The organism is Acinetobacter sp. TUM15064, assembly GCF_008980265.1.
In the GTDB taxonomy this organism is placed as follows: Bacteria; Pseudomonadota; Gammaproteobacteria; order Pseudomonadales; family Moraxellaceae; genus Acinetobacter.
On record NZ_BKFU01000013.1, the window covers coordinates 54142 to 71799 of the forward strand.

A 17658-nucleotide genomic window follows, 5' to 3' on the forward strand; every position below is an offset into this window, starting at 1 on the left:
TCGTTAATCTCGAGTCCGATGGCTTTTTTTGTGCTCTCGCCCACTACGGTCAATATGTGTATAAAACATACCATAACGGCTCACATAATACTCCAATGACTGATCGTAAAAACTCCAAAAAATCGACCATTCGTTTAAGTCCATTTTACGGATTTGAGTCTGGGTTTTTGCAGGCATTTTAACCAACAAAGTACTTTGCATCAGTTCTGCATCTTCCTCAGCACTTAACAAAATCGCTTGATCTAAAAACAAGCTTGCAACATCATCAAACAGCACTTGTTCATAGGCATCAATTTCAATCACACGTTCAACTTGAGCATCACTTTCAATTTGGGTTGTCATCTGCGCTGATTGAACTTGCAACTCAGTTTCCTTTTTTTGCCGTTTTAAAAAACGCTGCTTTTTCTGAATTTTGATAACAATAATAGATGCTGCAACCAAAGCAATGAGTATGCAAATCATCAATAAAAAAGTTGCCATTCCCTGCTCTCGTAACAGATATATTCTTTTAAAATACAGCATTATTGTTCAAATAAACATCAAAACATCTGACCCTAGCGTGTGCTATTGCATACGAATCACGCTAATTATTCAGAAATAATCTTTAAATGTACGATCAATGCTCTTCATTCAACAAATACAATATTAATGCGAACAGCATCACGAAATTAAATTTTCAGCTCACAAAAAGACTATAAAATTTAATCAAGTCAATATAATCAAACAACACAGCTACATCGCGACTAACAATAATTCAATTTAGTAATCGTGTGCTCTAGCATGAAATAGCTGTTCATATAGCTCCAAGAAGAAAACATGATACGAGCAGCTCAGATTCAGGACATCCCTGAGATATTAAATGTCGTGCATGACAGCATTCGATCTTGTATCAAAGACCACCATCGTCATGAAAGTACAATTCAAGTTTGGTTAGAAAATAAGACCCAATCCAACCTGATTATGTGGATGCATTATAATGACAGTTGGGTTTATGTGATGGATCAGCAAGTTGTAGGTTTTATTATGGTGAGCGATCAAGGTCGCATTCTTCTTAATTATATCTCATCGGCAGAACAGCACCGTGGTATAGGTAAAGCCTTATTGAACACAGTCATTGAACATTTTAAAAGCAAAAAGATCCATCAAATTAGCCTTGAAAGCACGCAAACTGCGCTAAGCTTTTACCAAAGACATGGTTTCCAAATTCGTAGCCAATACACTTCTGATACAACCTCGATCCCCATGATTAAACAACTGTCATAAAGATGATTCGATTGGCATTTTCATTTGATCACGTCCCGCTTCTTTGGCTTCATAGAGTTTTAAATCTGCGGCTTTCATGAGGTCATGAATATTGGCATACGATGTTTGATGATCCATCCACGAAACCCCCATACTCAAAGTTACATAGCCTTTTTCATCTAAGCGATTACGATGTTCAATATGCTCACTGCGCACTGCATCTAACACAGTTTGCATAATTTGGCGAATAATAACGATAGGAACATTATATAAAACAATTGCAAACTCCTCCCCGCCATAACGCGCTAAATAAGCATTATGTGGGAGTACTGCGCTAATGACTGCGACCAAGTTTTGCAGTACTTCATCTCCCTTTAAATGCCCATAGTAGTCGTTATATTTTTTAAAATAGTCTACATCCATCATGGCAAATGCCAAAGTTGCATGACTATTTTGCTGTGTTTCCATGAACCGCTTTTGAATTTCACTATTTAACGCACGGCGATTATAGGCCCCCGTTAAAGCATCTATTTGAATTTGATATTCTAGTTTTTCATTTAAATCATGAAGTTGTGATGTTCTTTGTTGTACTTTCATATCTAAAGAACTATTCAATTCAATCAAATTATTATTCAAGCGCTCGGTATGATAGGTCTGATGGGCATAGTTTCGTGATTGCTGAAACATCACCAAAAGTGCATAAAGGCTCGTTGAAATAAAGGACAAATGAATCGAATCAATTACATGTAGAGTTAATAAGAAGTCATGGATAAACGATAAACACAATAGAATTACAGCACAAAAATTAAGCTTTGAATATTTTTGCTTGGTCTTTAAGGTAATATAAAAACCATAGGCAAAATTGCACAGAATCACAATGCTCAATAAGGCGCTATAAAAAGCCAGAGGCTCAAAAACTTCCTGTTCGGATAAAAGTGTTATAACGACATTTAACGTCAGCACCAACATAGAAGCTGTATATACCCAATGGTGCAAATATTTCTGATCGAGTAAATACATATAACTCAAAAAGAACATGATCGCTAAATAGATAAATAAATACTCTAAGCGTATGCCCCACAACCAATTGATATCTAAAAAAGTGGTATAGGCATAAGGTGCTGTGAACAAATTATGTAAGGCTAAAAACAGAATAAAAATCCCGAACACAAAAATACTTTTGCTATTCCTCTCGTTTGAGCCACGGAAAATAGAAAACATCGTGGTGAACATTCCCACGCCAAATACTGCACCACAGATCATGGCTATGCTCATCATTAACTGCTGATAATGCCGATTAACTGTTTTAGCAACCCCGATATGCATAGGACTTTCAAGACCACCGCGTAGCTTATTAAAATTTGAAGCCTGTATGCTTAAAGTAAAATAAGGGCTGTCTGGTACAAAATAGGCAATACGTGGGGCATTTTCTGTCTGCTGTTGCATTACATTATCTGCGACATCTCCTAAACGAACGAGAAAGTCGCCATTTAGATAAACTCGATAAGCAGAATTTTGATTGGGGATTTGAATAGCTAAACGTCGACCAATAAATTCATCAGGAATTTTAAAATGACCAATAAAGGTACCATAATCAATATTACTACCCGTTAGCTCCTTAAAGGAAATAGGAAGCTCCGTTGTTTTTGATGCTAATTTTTGATTGGGCTGAGTAATGAGTTCATGGTCATAATAAGACCATATTCCATTTAAATAACTGGTTGTTTGCTCAGTAAATTGAATATTATTGACATTCTTTTGATGTAAATAATACTGCGCAGGCTCTGCTTCATATTGCGCCCACGTCGAAGGTATAAGACTTAAAATTAACAAACAGCTTAGAATAAACCAGATAACATGCTGTCTGCCTAATGAGCTATACAAAAGCGACTCTTCCCTTTAATACGCTCTGCCTACGAATTAATCTACAAATGTTTTTCTTAAAAACCAAGTGATTTTTACAAATGAATCAAATACATCCTTATAATTGATTCATTATCAACAATTCTGATTAGTCTCGTGTTTTTACATCATACAATTCAATTTCAAAAATCAAATTTGAATTGGCTGGAATCACGTTGCCCATCTTACGCTCACCATAGGCCAAATGTGACGGTACAATTAGTTTACGCTTACCGCCCACTTTCATCCCCATAATGCCTTGATCCCAACCTTTAATCACACGACCTGTTCCGATCACCGTTTCAAAGTAGTTTCCACGGTCTAAAGATGAGTCAAACTTAGTTCCGTCTTCTAACCATCCGGTATAATGTGTGGTGATTAAAGCACCTTTTACTGCTTCTTTACCTTCACCAACAACTAAATCAATAATTTCTAATTCAGCGCTCATCTATTCGCTCCACTATTACTTTATAAATAAATTTTGTTGAACTGCTTGTTTATTGCAATTGAGTCCACTCAATCGTAGCTTGTGCATTGTCACCAATTAAAGTCCACTCACCATCCATCACGTTCAACTGAAGTTGCATGGTCCGTTCACAAAGGGCCTGAACCGCTTCTGTACTTTGTGCAGACAGTTGCCAAATTTCAACATTACTCAAAGTCTTTAGTTTACTGTTGCGTTTGTACCATTCATCAACAGCAGTGCCATAGGTCACAATTGCAACTTGTTTACAACGCGCGCTGGCTTTTTTGACTTTGTCTTCGTCAGGGCTTCCCACTTCAATCCATTTCACCAACTGCCCTGTTAAGTCTTTTTCCCAAAGTGCAGGTTCATTGGTTTCAAATAGGTCTTTGGTAAACTCCAAAGCCTCATCTGCAAAGCGTGCAAAAGCCAAAAGACGAACCATCAAACGTTCTATCGTCTCTGAAGGATGCAGAGCCAAGGTAAGTTGATAATCACCATATTGGTGAACGTCCATATTGGCAATATTTAAATCTGCCTTATAAATTGTAGCTTTAAGCGCCATAAATACCGTCCTCAAATTTGCCGAATAGCATATAAGATTTCAGCTCATTTTGCTTAAAACAATTTACCTCATTACTCAATACGACATGCAAATAATGTAGTTTCAAACATCAACCAATCTCTTTCGTTCTGTACAATCAACTCGATTCGATTATCAATGCCTTCTTCGACATCCTGATAATTAAATTGCTTGGGATTAAAGTTAAATGCTTTCCAACCCTGATTGGTATGGAAAATCCCCTTAATCCTCCGCCAATCCTGCTGCTCACACAACAAATCGAGTAAATCATAAAAATCAAAAACCCAACGTTTTGGCATTTTCCAACCTGCCACACTATAGCCCTGCGCCGATTCTACATAGTGATAAGGCAGTTGCTTAATTTCAGGAAATTCCTGTTGATTTGCTTTTAATTGTTGTTGCACTTTCAGTAAAGGTTGGTTTTGACGCTTAGTCGCAACATAGTCAAAGTCAAGTTGTTCAAGCTGGATATTCCCCTGATCTGCCATAAGCCACTGCTGAGCATAAGCTTGATATTCAGTTTGTAGCTGCTCAAGAGCCTTTAAATCTGCACTTTGCATCTGAGCATAATGCGAAACAACGACGATCTGCGCTGCCTTCAACTGATCTTGATATAAGTTTTGTGCCGTCCACGTCTGATCATGTAAGCGTGAACCATCCAGCACAGTGACTGGCGCACGCATACGCAGAGTCGAATGCCAATGTGGTTCTGTCAGTTGCTCTAATAACTGTGCAGGGTGACCCAAGCCTGTCGGTTCAATAAACAGTCGATCAGGCTTTTGTTCTGAGAGCAATCGAGACAATGCAATTTGCATCGGAAGCTGACTACTACAGCATAAACACCCGCCTAATAACTCTTTAACTGCATAACCTTCACTTTGTGGCATAAGCTGTTGGTCGACACCAATTTGCCCAAATTCGTTCATCAACACTGCCCAAACTTCATGTTCAGGTTTTTGACTCAACAAATGCATCAGTAAGGTGGTTTTACCGGCACCCAAAAAACCTGAAATAATATGCGTTGGAACCGCCTGTTGCATCGCCATCAGTTTCAAAATTGTTCCACCTAATCTGAAATACTATAAAAACAGCACAATAAAATAAGCGATTATTTTAGTTTAAATGTCTCATTTTCTCACTTTAAATCGACGGCTTTACACACGCAACATATCAAAGTATGTATTTAAACTGGGCTTATTCACTCTTAGAAACCTTTATTTACATTTTATTCAACGTCAAAATGCACGGTTTGTTCCATTTCCATCGCCTTTGTATATTTTATGTGAGTTTTCACTCAAATATTTTGATCAATTTTTCTACATTTTCAGTTTTTTGACTCACAAAAAGCTTCTACTTGTTACTTAAAGCCTACCATTTTTTCATCATCTGTAGTTTTAGGTAAAGTGCATTTTTCACATTGTTGCTTCAATTGAACCTCGCATATTCAGACGCTAGCATGAAGCTCAGTTCAAATTGATGTGATGAACAATCTGAACTGTTTCTCTATAAAATATAAGGATGCCGAAACAATGAAACTTTCACACTTATTAATTGCAACATCTTTAACTGCTGCGAGCTTTACAACTTTTGCAGCAACTCAGGAAGCTCCTGCACAGGAAGATAAAGTCGTTGTATCTACTCAAGAAACAGCTGAAACCACTGACTTAAGTGCAAATGCACCTGCTTCAGAAGCCTCAGCAGAACAACCAAACCAAGAAAAAGCAGCTAAATAATTTATTACCTGCTGTAATAAAGCGACCTACTCTCCAGCATGATTACAGCTCTTATTTAGCACAATCAGAAACCAAGACTTATCCTGTCTTGGTTTCTTTTTTGCTGATAGATTTAAATCATAGAAATTAGTGATCATTTCAAGGTGAAAGCTTATAGTAGAAAACAGAATATTTTAATAATAAACAATAAACTACAAACCATACCAAACACAAAGTCTCATTATCTTTATACCCATGACCTACTATTGACTAGCTTGTTCTGCCTCATTTTTTCACCGTTAATAACTGTAAAAGTGAATTAAATGGACATTCGCAATGCGCAACACAGCAAATTACACAACTGAAGTCGCAATTCTTGGTGCTGGCCCTGTCGGTTTGACCATTGCCAACTATTTAAGTAAGCAAGGCGTACAAGTCACAGTCATTGAACAGTTAGATAGCTTAATTGATTACCCGCGTGCAATTGGGATTGATGATGAGTCTTTACGGACGATTCAGTCTTTGGGCTTAGTCGAACAGGTCTTACCACATACCACGCCGAATCATGCTATGCGTTTTTTAACGCCAAAAGGACGTTGCTTTGCAGACATCCAACCTTTAACCCGTGAGTTTGGTTTTTCGCGTCGGAATGCCTTTATTCAACCACAAGTAGACAATGTCTTATTACAAGGTCTGAAACAATACGAGCAGACTCATGTATTGTTTTCCCGCCAATTGATTGAATTTAGCCAAGATCAAACTGGTGTCACTTTAAAGCTACAAACCGCAGATCAAACTGAAGAAATCATTCAAGCACAATACTTAATAGCATGTGATGGCGGAAATTCCATTATTCGTCGTACATTGAATATAGATTTTGCAGGTAAAACAGCACCAAACCAGTGGATTGTGATTGATATTGAAAATGACCCACTGGCAACACCACATATTTACTTATGCTGTGACCCTGTACGTCCTTATGTTTCGGCAGCACTTCCACATGGTATTCGTCGTTTTGAGTTTATGGTGATGCCTGGTGAAACTCAGGAAGAGCTCAGTCAGCCTGAAAATATTGCCAAACTATTGTCCAAAGTACTTCCAACAACCGATGGTATTGAAGTGATTCGTCAGCGTGTTTATACCCACAATGCACGCATTGCAGAAAAATTCCGTGTCGACCGTATTTTACTGGCAGGCGATGCCGCCCACATTATGCCTGTATGGCAAGGTCAAGGTTATAATAGTGGCATGCGCGATGCTTTCAACCTTGCATGGAAAGTTGCATTGGTTGTACAAGGCAAAGCATCTGCGGAATTATTAGACTCGTACCAAGTTGAACGTAAAGACCATGCCAAAGCCATGATCGACCTTTCCGTGATGGCAGGTCATGTACTGGCACCACCGAAAAAATGGCAAGGCTTTGTGCGTGATGGTATTGCTCATGCATTGAACTACATCAAACCGATTAAACAGTATTTACTCGAAATGCGTTTCAAACCTATGCCGAAATATCATGCTGGTGCACTAATCACTGATGGCAGTAAAACCACACCTGTCGGCAAAATGTTCATTCAACCACATGTTAAACTTGAATCTGGCAAAACTGTTTTACTCGATGAGGTTCTGAGCAATGACTTTGCCATCATCGCTTGGGGGGTAGATCCAAAGTGGGGACTCACACCAGCGCACATGCAACAATGGCAAAAACTGGGCGTCAAGTTTGTTCAAGTCATTCCAGCAGTGCAACTGGACAATGAAAAACGCCAAAAGTATGACGGAGTGATCACGGTAGGCGATCTGGGCACAGACATCCGCAGTTGGTTTGGTCAAACGACTGAGTCTGTGGTCATACTTCGTCCAGACCGTTTTGTTGCAGCATTAGCGATTCCACAGACCTTAAACACGGTTAGCCAACAGCTCTTTGCCAAACTGCATGTGAGCTAATGCCATATCACAAGGTTCTGGCACAATCCAGAACATAAAAAACCACGCTAAACCATAATGCTGATCCGTTAAGGGGTTTTGTACTAAACTCCTTAACTTTTTAGTTCTTTAAAGCAGAATCTTCTATACTCTAGATCAAATATTTATAGCTCAACTACTACTTTGGTTAAGCCCGAATGCCCCATCAGAATATATATTGGGTTCGCAAGAAAAGCGGCTTGTGGCGCATACCCCCGACTACACAAATCACCAAATCCCTTGTATTGATTCATAAATCGCAAACCTTATTTTTAAATATTTTTACCTTGAGCAAGTACAAGTGACGTTTCTGCGCATCAAATAGCATCATACGTTTAAAAATAAAATGCCAGTCTATTGCTTAAGACTGGCATGAGCACTAAGGCACGGTTTTATAGTACTAAGTTTATTGGACTTAAATCGCTTGTACCCATTCAACTCCCTGTACCGCATCGCGACTTTGAATCAACTGGATAAAAGGTTTAAATTCGTCGAAATATGGGACAATTTTGAAAGAAATGGCATAGATTAACCAATAGGCCAAAAACAAATCTGCGGCACTAATTTGATTGCCCAACAAATATGGCTTCGCCTGAGCTAAACCTACTTTTATAAACCGATAAATAGATGCTTCTGTACCAAAACCCAAACTTCTTTTTCTAGTATCTAGCTGTTGTTCAGAAATGCCTAAACTTTTCACGTCCATAAACTCAGTGAGTGGTCCATGACAAAAGAATAACCATTTCAAATATTCACCACGCTTGGGGTCATTGAAAGCAGGCGCGAAACCTTTTTCGAGATATTTATCTGCCAAATAAGCAAAAATAGCAGGAGTTTCTGAAATCACCGAACCCTGATCCACTAAAAATGGGACTTTCCCCATTGGGTTCAAAGCCAAATATTCAGCATCCGCTAAATCTGCATATTCGATATGAATAATTTCGACCTGATCTTCAATATCTAACTCTTTTAAAAACGGCAATACCGTAATGCCGCGAGAATGAACGTTGCTATACAGCTTCATTATTTTGAGCCTCTTAGATGGCGCTTTGAGTATGTTTTAAACATCATACAGCACAACTGTATGTGTATATTTTTAAGTAAAAAAAACAACGACATAATAATACGACTGATTTTATTCACTGTTTTATCCCAATCCCTTTCCTGCCTTTACCAAGAGTACATTTTTTGGACGTGTTATCAGTGTTTTTTATTATGCTTTAAGTCCTTTTTACTCTCACCATTATTTACGACATTATAAAAATAAATTTTCATCATGCTTAAACTAAACACAATTTGGTGTTGCCTTAGGCATAGATGGTAAATCAGGAAAATTAAACCACGATATCATCATGGACTCAGTTAAAGAGACAAAATTAGAAATCGCACTGTGTATTCGCAATAAGGCATCTTGAACATTTATACCTTCTGGTTCTGCTATATCAACCCTTTAGCCAGATCTTTATAAACCTCATACACTTGAAATGTTGATTTACCTAATGACCCTTTCCCCAAGTTCCAATATTCAAAAGAATTCTGGTCAGAACATGTCCATATAAAATTGCTCTTTTAATATTTTTAAAATGAGATCAATCGCAGGGTTTTTCTGCTGTTTACGGTAATTCGCATAGAGTCCAATCATCGGTAAAGGTTCAATTGTGTTCTTCGCTACAATTTTATCGCCCAAAAGTGGAATCACATACGCAGGTACAATACTCCACCCAACCCCCATCCCGACCAAATTCACATTCAGCAAAATATTGGTCGAGTGCTGGACAATATTGACATTCAGTTTCGACTGTTTAAAAAAGTCTTGGATCAACTTATATAACTGTGGTGAAGCGGTTTCATCACTGATCACAAAGTCACGATCATTAAAGTGCTTAATGCTAATACTGCGCTGTTCAGCAAAAGGAGAATCTTTCGGCATAATCAGAGCTAAAGGCTCCTGAAAAACTTGAACATGCTCAAACTCTCCAGACTCATCTGGATAACGCGTAAATGCAATATCAATTTCACCTTTTTTCAAAGCATCAAGCTGGGCTGAATCTGTCAGGCTATGAAAGCTAATTTTTAAGTCTGGAAAATGCGCGCGAATGTTTGGCATGATGTAAGGAAACACTTTCATTTCAGCAACAGGTACAAAGCCAATATGTAAGTGATCTTTACTCATATTGGCAATTTGGCGTGCATCATAAATTGCCTTTTCAGCATACTCCAAGCTCAGTAAAGCTTGTTTTAAAAATGCTTTTCCTTCTTCCGTAAGTTCGACCTTACGATTGGTTCGAATCAATAGCTGCGCGCCAACCTCATGTTCCAAATCCTTAATTTGCTGGCTAAGCGAAGGCTGAACCGTACACATGCGCTGTGCTGCTTTAGTAAAATTGAGTTCTTCTGCAACAGCAACAAAATAACGTAAATGACGCAATTCCATAAAACGCTCCAACTATGCTTCTGACACCCGTCGTGTCGTTTTAGCCACTTTAAATTTGTAGATACATAACGTCAGCAGCACAATTGCTGCACAGATTAAATATGTAGTTTGAAAGCCTAAATGCGCAATCACCAAACCTATCACAACCGAGCCAACAGCCATTCCCAAATCAAACAAAGTAAAAAAAGTCGAAATAGCATGTCCCATACGTTGTTTCGGTACCGACTGAATGGCGACCGTTTGAAAACAAGGAAATAACGAGCCGTATCCCATACCAATAAATACAGCAGATAACCATAACATCCATGGACTATTGACGATGCTGACCAACACTAAACCCAATGCAAAACACAAAAATGAAGGATAAATCACAGCACTGGCGCCACGGCTGTCATAAATCTTGCCGACCCACGGTCGCACCAAAATCATCGACACAGCAAAAACCACGAAAAATAAACTGGTATAAGCCAATAAAGCTTTGGACTCAGTATATGTAGCAATGAAACTCATAATGCTCGAATATGCAAAGGCCGTGAGTAATGCAATTAAACCAATCGGCACTGCCTTGAGTTCAATAATGTCATACCAGCTCAAACCTACTCTTTCTTTAGTTTCGGGCACTTGAAGAGAAACAGATTCAGTAATTGGAATCAACCAACTAAAAATCAAACCAAGACTAATCAGCACAGTCAGTAGAACAAATAAATCATTAAAACTACTGTACTGCACAACGCTCAGAGCAATAAGTGGCCCAAAAACCACAGCTAAATTGGTAGACATGACAAAATAACCCATCCCCTCACCTTTGCGTTGTTCGGGTATAAAATCATTAGCAATGGGTACAGTTACAGTTGTTAAAATACTAAACCAAATACCATGTATAAAACGAATAGCAAGCAAGCTCCACATGCTGTCCACCCAAAGATAGCTAAAGGCAAAGCAGACAAAAAGTGATGCCGAAGCACGAAAGGAAAAAGCCTTCCCGAGCCGCTCCACAATCAACCCTGAAAACGGTCGCACTGCAATAGAGGACACCAAAAATAGGGTTAAAGCGAGACCTGCTTGCTTCACCGTCCCACCGAGTTCTTGCATGATATAAACGGGCAAGATCGTGAGTAATGCAAAGTAATACGTGAACAAGAACAGGTTATTACACACACAAAGTATAAAATTTCTATTCCAAAGCGACTGCTGAGGCATTATCTATTCCTCTAAAAGCACATGTCGCTGTGCAGGTGCAATTACCAACCGAACCAAATTATGGATATAGGCGTCATCAGGCATACGGTTAAAAAAAATAATTTGATAATGAATCGGTCCATACAAAGTATCGAGCATCAACTCAAAAGGATAATCTGCGCGTACTTCACCACGCTCAATCGCACACTGAATTAATTTACGGGTTTGGACACGACGTGGCAGTAAATACTCTTGGAAAAATAACCCTGCAGCTTCGCGATGCTCTGCCATGACCACCAACAGTGCTCGCCCCACTGGATGATTCAAGGCCACTGCCAGTTTAGATAATTGTTGTACTAAGTTGTGCTCTAAACTTTGCTCAAAATCCAATTCAAAGACGGATTCGGTATGCAATTTAAATGCTTCAAAAACCAAATCAGATTTGTGCTTCCACCATCGGTAAATGGTGGATTTTCCAACTCCTGCACGTGCAGCAATATCTTCTATAGTGAACTGTGAATAATCTGCCTCTGACAAAGCTGCCAGTACAGCATTTAAAATGCATTGTTTTCGTTTAGAACCTTTCTCAACATTCATATCACACCAAAACGATACGCTACGTATCGTTTCATTTTATACTTAAAAATGCACTTGTGCTAATTTCTTTAATAAATAAATTTTAGACATAAAAAAAGGTCTCCTATATAGGAGACCTTTTCATTGCATTTAACTATGCGATGTTTTTTTATAAATACTGCACGAAGGGTGATGGTTTTCTTGTAAGCGCGCAACTTTACGTTGCTCAGCCGCTTCAAAACGACAACGCTTCCAGTCATTATCCAAGTTCAATGCAGGAATTTGTTTTGGCTTACCATTTTCATCGACCGCCACCATAGTAAAGTAACAACTGTTGGTATGACGTACTGTACGCTTTTGAATATTCTGCGCTTCAACACGAATACCGATTTCCATCGAAGTCCGCCCCACATGGTTCACACTTGCCAAGAAAGTAACCAACTCACCTACATGAATCGGCTCTTTAAAGTTCACTTTATCCACCGATAAGGTCACTACATAACTGCCAGAAAAACGACTTGCACACGCATACGCAACTTGGTCTAACAGTTTCAAAATGGTGCCACCATGCACATTTCCTGAAAAATTCGCCATATCTGGTGTCATTAAGACCGACATAGTGAGTTCAGACTGGTCATCTGCAGCCGCAGCAATTTGATCTAATGGGGACATCGCGTTCTCTAATTCGGAAGATAATAGGATATGTGGCGCTTATTATATCGGTTTTACAGACTAAATTTGGTAACAAAACCATCATTATTATTTATAGCGATTCTCCCATCATTCAAAAAAATATATATAAAGAAGACTAAGGTATTGAATCTATAAGCCTTCTTGGTACTTCAACCAGTTTTCTATCACATATATTTGACTGTACAATTCACATTCAGTCGCATGAACATCGCTACATATAAGAGCACAGCCCTTAATTTCACCTATTCATTTGCCAAAATATATATCTACTACTGCATGCGTGCCTGAATCGCTTGAATATTCAGTTTCTGTTTATAATTTTTTTGAGCGAACACTTTTTGAATCTGTTGCAATTGAGCAACAGTTGCATCCTGTCCTGCTTTCATCGTCATTTCACGCCCACTCACATCAAAAATATGTACTTTCTCACGTAAGTCTGGCTGAATCACAATATCGGCATTTTTCAGCTCTATTTGCGCAAGGTTCTTTTGCATAATATTGATATTTTGGTTAAATAGTCCCCATACATTCGACGTTTCGGTATACATCGGCTGCGCTAAAATATCTACAGCAATAATAATATCTGCACCTAATTTACGCGCTACATCGACAGGAACTGGGCTCACTAAACCGCCATCAACATACTCATCTTCACCAATTTTCGTCGGGATAAACATGCTCGGAATGGACACCGATGCACGCACTGCTTGCCCTGTATTTCCATAATTAAAAACGACTTTTTTACCTTCTTTTAGTTGTGTTGCAACCACATACATCGGTGTTGGTAAACGTTGAAGAGGAACATCTTTGACCTGTTCATTAACATAGTCCTCAACTTTTTGACCATCAAAAAAACCTTTCATACCCAAACGAATATCACGTACATCATTGGCTTTCATATTGAGTGCAATTTCACGCAGTTCATTTGCGTTTTTACCACTGGCATAGAGGGAGCCCACTATACTACCCGCACTGGTTCCCACGATAAAATCAGGATGTATACCTGACTGCTCCAGTACTTGTATTGCACCAATATGTGCGTAACCACGTGCACCGCCACTACCAAGAACAAGAGCAATAATTGGCCGATTTTGCTCTTTTTTAAGCTGTTTAAAATTAATGCGATCGGTTCTTTCCTGAGCTTCGTTGGAATTATTATGTGTTGCACCAAGCTGATTTGACAGGTCTTGGTCTGCTTTTGGCATACTTTGGCAACCAGCCAAGACAAGCAATGTAAGCGACAACAGGCTAATTTTTAATTTCAACATAATTCACCAACGCTAAGGAAGAAGAAAATTTTAAGCAACATAGTGTATGAAAATCCGTAGCCGTCTGACTGTTGTTTTTCGTAAAAGTGTGCATTCTCTTATTATAATTCTTTTCACCCTTTTAGTATCATCTGGTATGTGTATTCAGCTCCTGATCCACATATTTAAACCTAAAGTGCCTATCTTTTTGTAGTCTAGTCACTTATTGGACTCAGTTTGGTCATAAATTTTGACTCATTAGAGCTCTTAAAATAGTCAAAAAATGATCACTCATTGACAATCTAAGAATAAAATAAGTATTGAACGTCACTTTCTCTCTTGGTGAAAAGCTTAGAATGAGGGCGGATTCTTCCTATAAATCCTCTCCCTAGCCCTCTCCTTTAAAAAAGAGAAAGAACTTTCATTGTGATTTCAAGACAGCTCAGAAAATGGCTGATGCACGAACTCCATTGAAGATTCATTAATGTACGACTATTAGTGCATAAAAAAGCCCCTACTTTAAGTAGAGGCTTTCTGGCGAATTACCAAATGTCTGATTTGACTTTATCTTTAAATTTAGGATGGTTGTCCAATTTAAACACTGGCTCTTTCACTCCTTGTTTGAGCTGACCGATATAGTCCTTTAACAACATCAATAAGAATGGTGTTAATAACAAAATGGCAAACAAGTTAATGGTGGCCATGATGCCCATGAACAAATCCGCAGTGTTCCAAATAAGGGGCACACTCATCACTGAACCAAGATAGACCATAATCAAAACAAAGATACGGAACACAAACATCACTTTGGCGTTGTTGTTAATAAATTGCACATTGCCTTCAGCATAGGCGTAGTTACCAATGACTGATGAAAAAGCGAATAAGAATAAAATCGTTGCAAGGAAGTCATCCCCCCATGAACCAATTTGGCTCTCTAGCGCCATTTGTGTTAATGCAACACCTTCAAACCCAGCATCGTGATACAGACCAGACGCCAAAATAATAATTGCTGTACATGAACACACCACAAACGTATCCACAAATACACCGAGCATTTGTACTAAACCTTGGTTTACGGGATGTTTCACATCTGATGCAGCTGCCGCATTTGGTGCTGAACCCATACCTGCTTCATTAGAGAATAAACCACGTTTAATCCCCATCATCATTGCCATGGAAACCATCGCACCGAAGAATCCACCTGCTGCCGCCTCAAACTCAAATGCTTTCGAGAAAATAAGCTGAAAGATGTCAGGCAAAATAGCATAGTTAATAATGGCAATATAAAGTGCAACAACTAAATACAATATAGCCATAAATGGAACAAAGCTTTCAGCAACCTTCGCAATACGCTTAATCCCACCAAAGATAATCACTGCAGTTAGCAAGACTAAACCGAGCCCAACCCAAGACACCACAATATGAATGCCGCCCAGTTCAAAAGCCAAATTGGCTTTGTCCCAACCCCATGCATGTGCTGTTGCACCAGTAATGGCATTGGCTTGTACTGCATTAAACACAAAACCATAGGTTGAAATTAATGCTACAGCAAAAACTACGCCCAACCATTTTTGCTTCAGACCTTGAGTAATATAATAAGCAGGGCCTCCACGGAACTGTTTATTCTCTTGGTCACGTACTTTAAACAATTGTGCTAAAGATGATTCAACAAAAGCTGAGCTCATACCTAAAAATGCAGTCACCCACATCCAAAAAACTGCACCCGGTCCACCAATCGCAATTGCGATCGCAACACCAGCGACATTACCCACACCGACACGGCTTGCAAGCCCCGTTACAAAAGCCTGAAAAGGCGTAATGCCATGGTCATCATCACATTCCTTACGGCTTGATTTCATCACCTTGATGCTGTGTAAAAATAAGCGAACCTGCACCGCACCCGTAATTAGCGTGTAAAACAAACCAACGGCAACCAGAAAAACCACTAAAAAGTCCCACAGAGGTCCATTCAGTGTATTCACCCACCCGAGTAATGTTTCATTTAACTGATCATTCATCTCGACTTCCTAATTATTGTGAAAGACTAAAAAGCAAAAAAGCCCTAGTTTCCTAGGGCAAATCGCAAATTCAATTAGCTAAAAAACTGCAAAATAGACTGAATAACAGCAACGTTAATCAAGTCTACAAAGAAGGCGCCACATAAAGGAACAATTAAGAATGCCTTATGAGAAGGACCATACATGTTGGTAATGGCTTGCATGTTTGCCACTGCTGTTGGTGTTGCACCCATACCAAAACCACAGTGTCCTGCAGACAATACAGCAGCATCGTAGTTTTTCCCCATTACACGGAAAGTTACGAAGCCCGCATACAATGCCATAGTGATTGTTTGCGCACCCAAAATAACAACCAGTGGACCAGCCAAGTCAGCCAACTGCCATAATTTCAATGATAATAATGCCATCGCAAGGTAAAGTGATAATGATGCATTACCAAATACATCAATCGCGCGATCAAAGATTTGGACTTTAAAAATCCCTTCCAATACATTACGTAAAATCACACCACCAGCAAGCGCCCAAACGAATGTTGGCAACTCAAGCATTGTGCCTTTCATCTGACCTGTCATAAAGTCAGCAAAAGCCAAACAGCCTGCGAACAAACCTAATGTGGTAATTGCATTATCAGCTGTGATAAGACGAACCCGATGCGGATATTCAAATGGTACATATTCCGTTGAGCTAATCTCTGGTAAAGGCGTATTATCACTTCTTTCAATCTGCTCATTGGTACGTGGTGTCGCTAATTCATAGCGGTTAATAAGTAGTTTTGCTAAGGGGCCACCAATTAAACCACCAATAATTAGACCAAAAGTTGCACTCGCCATACCTAATGCAAGTGCACCTTGAATACCATGCTTAACTTCTAAAATTTCACCCCAAGCACCCGCAGTACCGTGACCACCAGTTAAGGTAATTGAACCCGCAATTAAACCAATCAATGGATCAATACCTAATAGGGTTGCAAGGCTAATGCCCACGAAATTTTGTACCACAATAAAGGAAGCAACAGCCATTAAGAAAATAATAAGACCGATCCCACCTTCACGTAATTTGGAGAAGTTTGCACTTAAACCAATTGAAGCAAAGAAAATCAGCATAAAACTGGTCTGTAATTCGCTACTTGTAGTAATGCTATAGCCCCAAAGACTATGTACAAGCAAAGAGATAATCGCAGCAACCAAACCACCTGCTACAGGCTCAGGAATGTTGTAGCGTTTCAAGAAATCAATTTTATTAACCAAGAAGCGACCAAGTAACAAAACAATGACAGCAGCAATCAAGGTATAAAATGCGTTAAATGTAAATTCCATGACAATTGTCCATAAAGCTGATGCTTAGAGTTGTTATCTGGCTAATAAATAAGCCACTGAATCCATTGATACTTCAAGATAGATTTCGTAAATCTGAGTCAAACTCAGTCTTGCGTATGAAAATTCAGGCAATGGGTAAATTGGTAACAACTAAGCGATCTGATGCATAACATATTCAGCTCTACCGATGAGTAAACTGAAAGAACGTAATGCCCAATAATTTTTGGACACAGATACGATTTTTTGACTTAAGTCACAAAAATCGCCCCATACTGGCTTAAAATTAACCAATAAAAGCACAATACGAGTGAAAGACCGACATATGCAGATT

At 39.0% G+C, this 17658-nt stretch carries 18 protein-coding genes; 3 read left to right on the forward strand and 15 right to left on the reverse strand.

Features of this window, described 5'->3' with window-relative positions; all coding sequences use genetic code 11:
• Positions 1 to 3: 3 nt before the first annotated feature.
• Positions 4 to 480 (reverse strand): hypothetical protein, encoded by a 477-nt coding sequence (locus GBI16_RS06310; protein WP_171405793.1) that lies wholly within the window; start codon positions 478 to 480, stop codon positions 4 to 6.
• 336 nt (positions 481 to 816) lie between these two features.
• Between GBI16_RS06310 and GBI16_RS06315 the strand changes: the two genes are divergently transcribed.
• A complete protein-coding gene (locus GBI16_RS06315) occupies positions 817 to 1263 on the forward strand; it encodes a GNAT family N-acetyltransferase (RefSeq protein ID WP_086208489.1) in 447 nt (148 codons plus the stop codon).
• Here GBI16_RS06315 and GBI16_RS06320 read toward each other — a convergent pair.
• From GBI16_RS06320 to GBI16_RS06335, 4 genes are all read right to left on the reverse strand, one after another.
• Entirely contained in the window at positions 1258 to 3126 is a 1869-nt protein-coding gene (locus tag GBI16_RS06320; RefSeq protein ID WP_151706747.1) for a diguanylate cyclase, read from the reverse strand. The two genes, GBI16_RS06315 and GBI16_RS06320, sit on opposite strands and share 6 nt — an antisense overlap.
• A gap of 127 nt (positions 3127 to 3253) precedes the next feature.
• Positions 3254 to 3592 (reverse strand): FKBP-type peptidyl-prolyl cis-trans isomerase, encoded by a 339-nt coding sequence (locus GBI16_RS06325; protein ID WP_086208491.1) that lies wholly within the window; start codon positions 3590 to 3592, stop codon positions 3254 to 3256.
• Positions 3593 to 3641: 49 nt separating this feature from the next.
• Positions 3642 to 4172 (reverse strand): YaeQ family protein, encoded by a 531-nt coding sequence (locus GBI16_RS06330; protein ID WP_086208492.1) that lies wholly within the window; start codon positions 4170 to 4172, stop codon positions 3642 to 3644.
• A 71-nt stretch (positions 4173 to 4243) separates the two neighbouring features.
• Positions 4244 to 5245 carry a GTP-binding protein gene (locus tag GBI16_RS06335; RefSeq protein ID WP_213033318.1) on the reverse strand — a complete coding sequence of 334 codons (1002 nt, stop codon included), beginning with the start codon at positions 5243 to 5245 and terminating at the stop codon, positions 4244 to 4246.
• A gap of 474 nt (positions 5246 to 5719) precedes the next feature.
• Between GBI16_RS06335 and GBI16_RS06340 the strand changes: the two genes are divergently transcribed.
• Together GBI16_RS06340 and GBI16_RS06345 are read left to right on the forward strand one after the other, a co-directional pair.
• Positions 5720 to 5923 carry a hypothetical protein gene (locus tag GBI16_RS06340; protein ID WP_086208493.1) on the forward strand — a complete coding sequence of 68 codons (204 nt, stop codon included), beginning with the start codon at positions 5720 to 5722 and terminating at the stop codon, positions 5921 to 5923.
• A gap of 315 nt (positions 5924 to 6238) precedes the next feature.
• Positions 6239 to 7846, forward strand: a complete 1608-nt coding sequence (locus GBI16_RS06345) for a bifunctional 3-(3-hydroxy-phenyl)propionate/3-hydroxycinnamic acid hydroxylase (RefSeq protein WP_110975088.1) — start codon at positions 6239 to 6241, stop codon at positions 7844 to 7846.
• 143 nt (positions 7847 to 7989) lie between these two features.
• Here the strand turns inward: GBI16_RS06345 and GBI16_RS19020 are convergent, their stop codons facing one another.
• The 10 genes from GBI16_RS19020 to GBI16_RS18805 form a co-directional block, all read right to left on the reverse strand.
• The gene (locus tag GBI16_RS19020; RefSeq protein WP_265733397.1) at positions 7990 to 8118 is read right to left on the reverse strand and encodes a hypothetical protein; all 129 of its coding nucleotides are present in this window, start codon (positions 8116 to 8118) and stop codon (positions 7990 to 7992) included.
• 161 nt (positions 8119 to 8279) lie between these two features.
• Positions 8280 to 8888 (reverse strand): glutathione S-transferase family protein, encoded by a 609-nt coding sequence (locus tag GBI16_RS06350; RefSeq protein ID WP_086208495.1) that lies wholly within the window; start codon positions 8886 to 8888, stop codon positions 8280 to 8282.
• Positions 8889 to 9404: 516 nt separating this feature from the next.
• A complete protein-coding gene (locus GBI16_RS06355) occupies positions 9405 to 10298 on the reverse strand; it encodes a LysR substrate-binding domain-containing protein (protein ID WP_151706748.1) in 894 nt (297 codons plus the stop codon).
• A 12-nt stretch (positions 10299 to 10310) separates the two neighbouring features.
• Positions 10311 to 11498: an MFS transporter gene (locus GBI16_RS06360; RefSeq protein WP_086208497.1), complete on the reverse strand. Its 1188-nt coding sequence runs from the start codon at positions 11496 to 11498 to the stop codon at positions 10311 to 10313.
• 3 nt (positions 11499 to 11501) lie between these two features.
• On the reverse strand, positions 11502 to 12074 hold the full coding sequence (locus GBI16_RS06365) for a TetR/AcrR family transcriptional regulator (protein WP_110975084.1): 573 nt from the start codon (positions 12072 to 12074) through the stop codon (positions 11502 to 11504).
• Between the two features lie 129 nt (positions 12075 to 12203).
• On the reverse strand, positions 12204 to 12725 hold the full coding sequence (locus GBI16_RS06370) for an acyl-CoA thioesterase (RefSeq protein ID WP_058869179.1): 522 nt from the start codon (positions 12723 to 12725) through the stop codon (positions 12204 to 12206).
• Between the two features lie 290 nt (positions 12726 to 13015).
• Entirely contained in the window at positions 13016 to 14014 is a 999-nt protein-coding gene (locus GBI16_RS06375) for a patatin-like phospholipase family protein (RefSeq protein WP_086208499.1), read from the reverse strand.
• A gap of 521 nt (positions 14015 to 14535) precedes the next feature.
• Positions 14536 to 16011 (reverse strand): sodium:alanine symporter family protein, encoded by a 1476-nt coding sequence (locus GBI16_RS06380; RefSeq protein WP_086208500.1) that lies wholly within the window; start codon positions 16009 to 16011, stop codon positions 14536 to 14538.
• A 74-nt stretch (positions 16012 to 16085) separates the two neighbouring features.
• A complete protein-coding gene (gltS, locus tag GBI16_RS06385; RefSeq protein ID WP_086208501.1) occupies positions 16086 to 17327 on the reverse strand; it encodes a sodium/glutamate symporter in 1242 nt (413 codons plus the stop codon).
• A gap of 150 nt (positions 17328 to 17477) precedes the next feature.
• On the reverse strand, positions 17478 to 17658 hold a 181-nt coding region (locus GBI16_RS18805), incomplete at its 5' end, for a hypothetical protein (RefSeq protein ID WP_215900677.1).

What these genes read in the sequence shown, in the direction of transcription:
- GBI16_RS06380 (WP_086208500.1), bottom strand. Translation starts at nt 16,011, where the DNA reads ATGAATGATCAGTTAAATGAAACATTACTCGGGTGGGTGAATACACTG.
- GBI16_RS06350 (WP_086208495.1), bottom strand. Translation starts at nt 8,888, where the DNA reads ATGAAGCTGTATAGCAACGTTCATTCTCGCGGCATTACGGTATTGCCG.
- GBI16_RS06325 (WP_086208491.1), bottom strand. Translation starts at nt 3,592, where the DNA reads ATGAGCGCTGAATTAGAAATTATTGATTTAGTTGTTGGTGAAGGTAAA.
- gltS (WP_086208501.1), bottom strand. Translation starts at nt 17,327, where the DNA reads ATGGAATTTACATTTAACGCATTTTATACCTTGATTGCTGCTGTCATT.
- GBI16_RS06315 (WP_086208489.1), top strand. Translation starts at nt 817, where the DNA reads ATGATACGAGCAGCTCAGATTCAGGACATCCCTGAGATATTAAATGTC.
- GBI16_RS06355 (WP_151706748.1), bottom strand. Translation starts at nt 10,298, where the DNA reads ATGGAATTGCGTCATTTACGTTATTTTGTTGCTGTTGCAGAAGAACTC.
- GBI16_RS06360 (WP_086208497.1), bottom strand. Translation starts at nt 11,498, where the DNA reads ATGCCTCAGCAGTCGCTTTGGAATAGAAATTTTATACTTTGTGTGTGT.
- GBI16_RS19020 (WP_265733397.1), bottom strand. Translation starts at nt 8,118, where the DNA reads ATGAATCAATACAAGGGATTTGGTGATTTGTGTAGTCGGGGGTATGCG.
- GBI16_RS06370 (WP_058869179.1), bottom strand. Translation starts at nt 12,725, where the DNA reads ATGTCCCCATTAGATCAAATTGCTGCGGCTGCAGATGACCAGTCTGAA.
- GBI16_RS06345 (WP_110975088.1), top strand. Translation starts at nt 6,239, where the DNA reads ATGCGCAACACAGCAAATTACACAACTGAAGTCGCAATTCTTGGTGCT.
- GBI16_RS06365 (WP_110975084.1), bottom strand. Translation starts at nt 12,074, where the DNA reads ATGAATGTTGAGAAAGGTTCTAAACGAAAACAATGCATTTTAAATGCT.
- GBI16_RS06330 (WP_086208492.1), bottom strand. Translation starts at nt 4,172, where the DNA reads ATGGCGCTTAAAGCTACAATTTATAAGGCAGATTTAAATATTGCCAAT.
- GBI16_RS06375 (WP_086208499.1), bottom strand. Translation starts at nt 14,014, where the DNA reads ATGTTGAAATTAAAAATTAGCCTGTTGTCGCTTACATTGCTTGTCTTG.
- GBI16_RS06340 (WP_086208493.1), top strand. Translation starts at nt 5,720, where the DNA reads ATGAAACTTTCACACTTATTAATTGCAACATCTTTAACTGCTGCGAGC.
- GBI16_RS06310 (WP_171405793.1), bottom strand. Translation starts at nt 480, where the DNA reads ATGGCAACTTTTTTATTGATGATTTGCATACTCATTGCTTTGGTTGCA.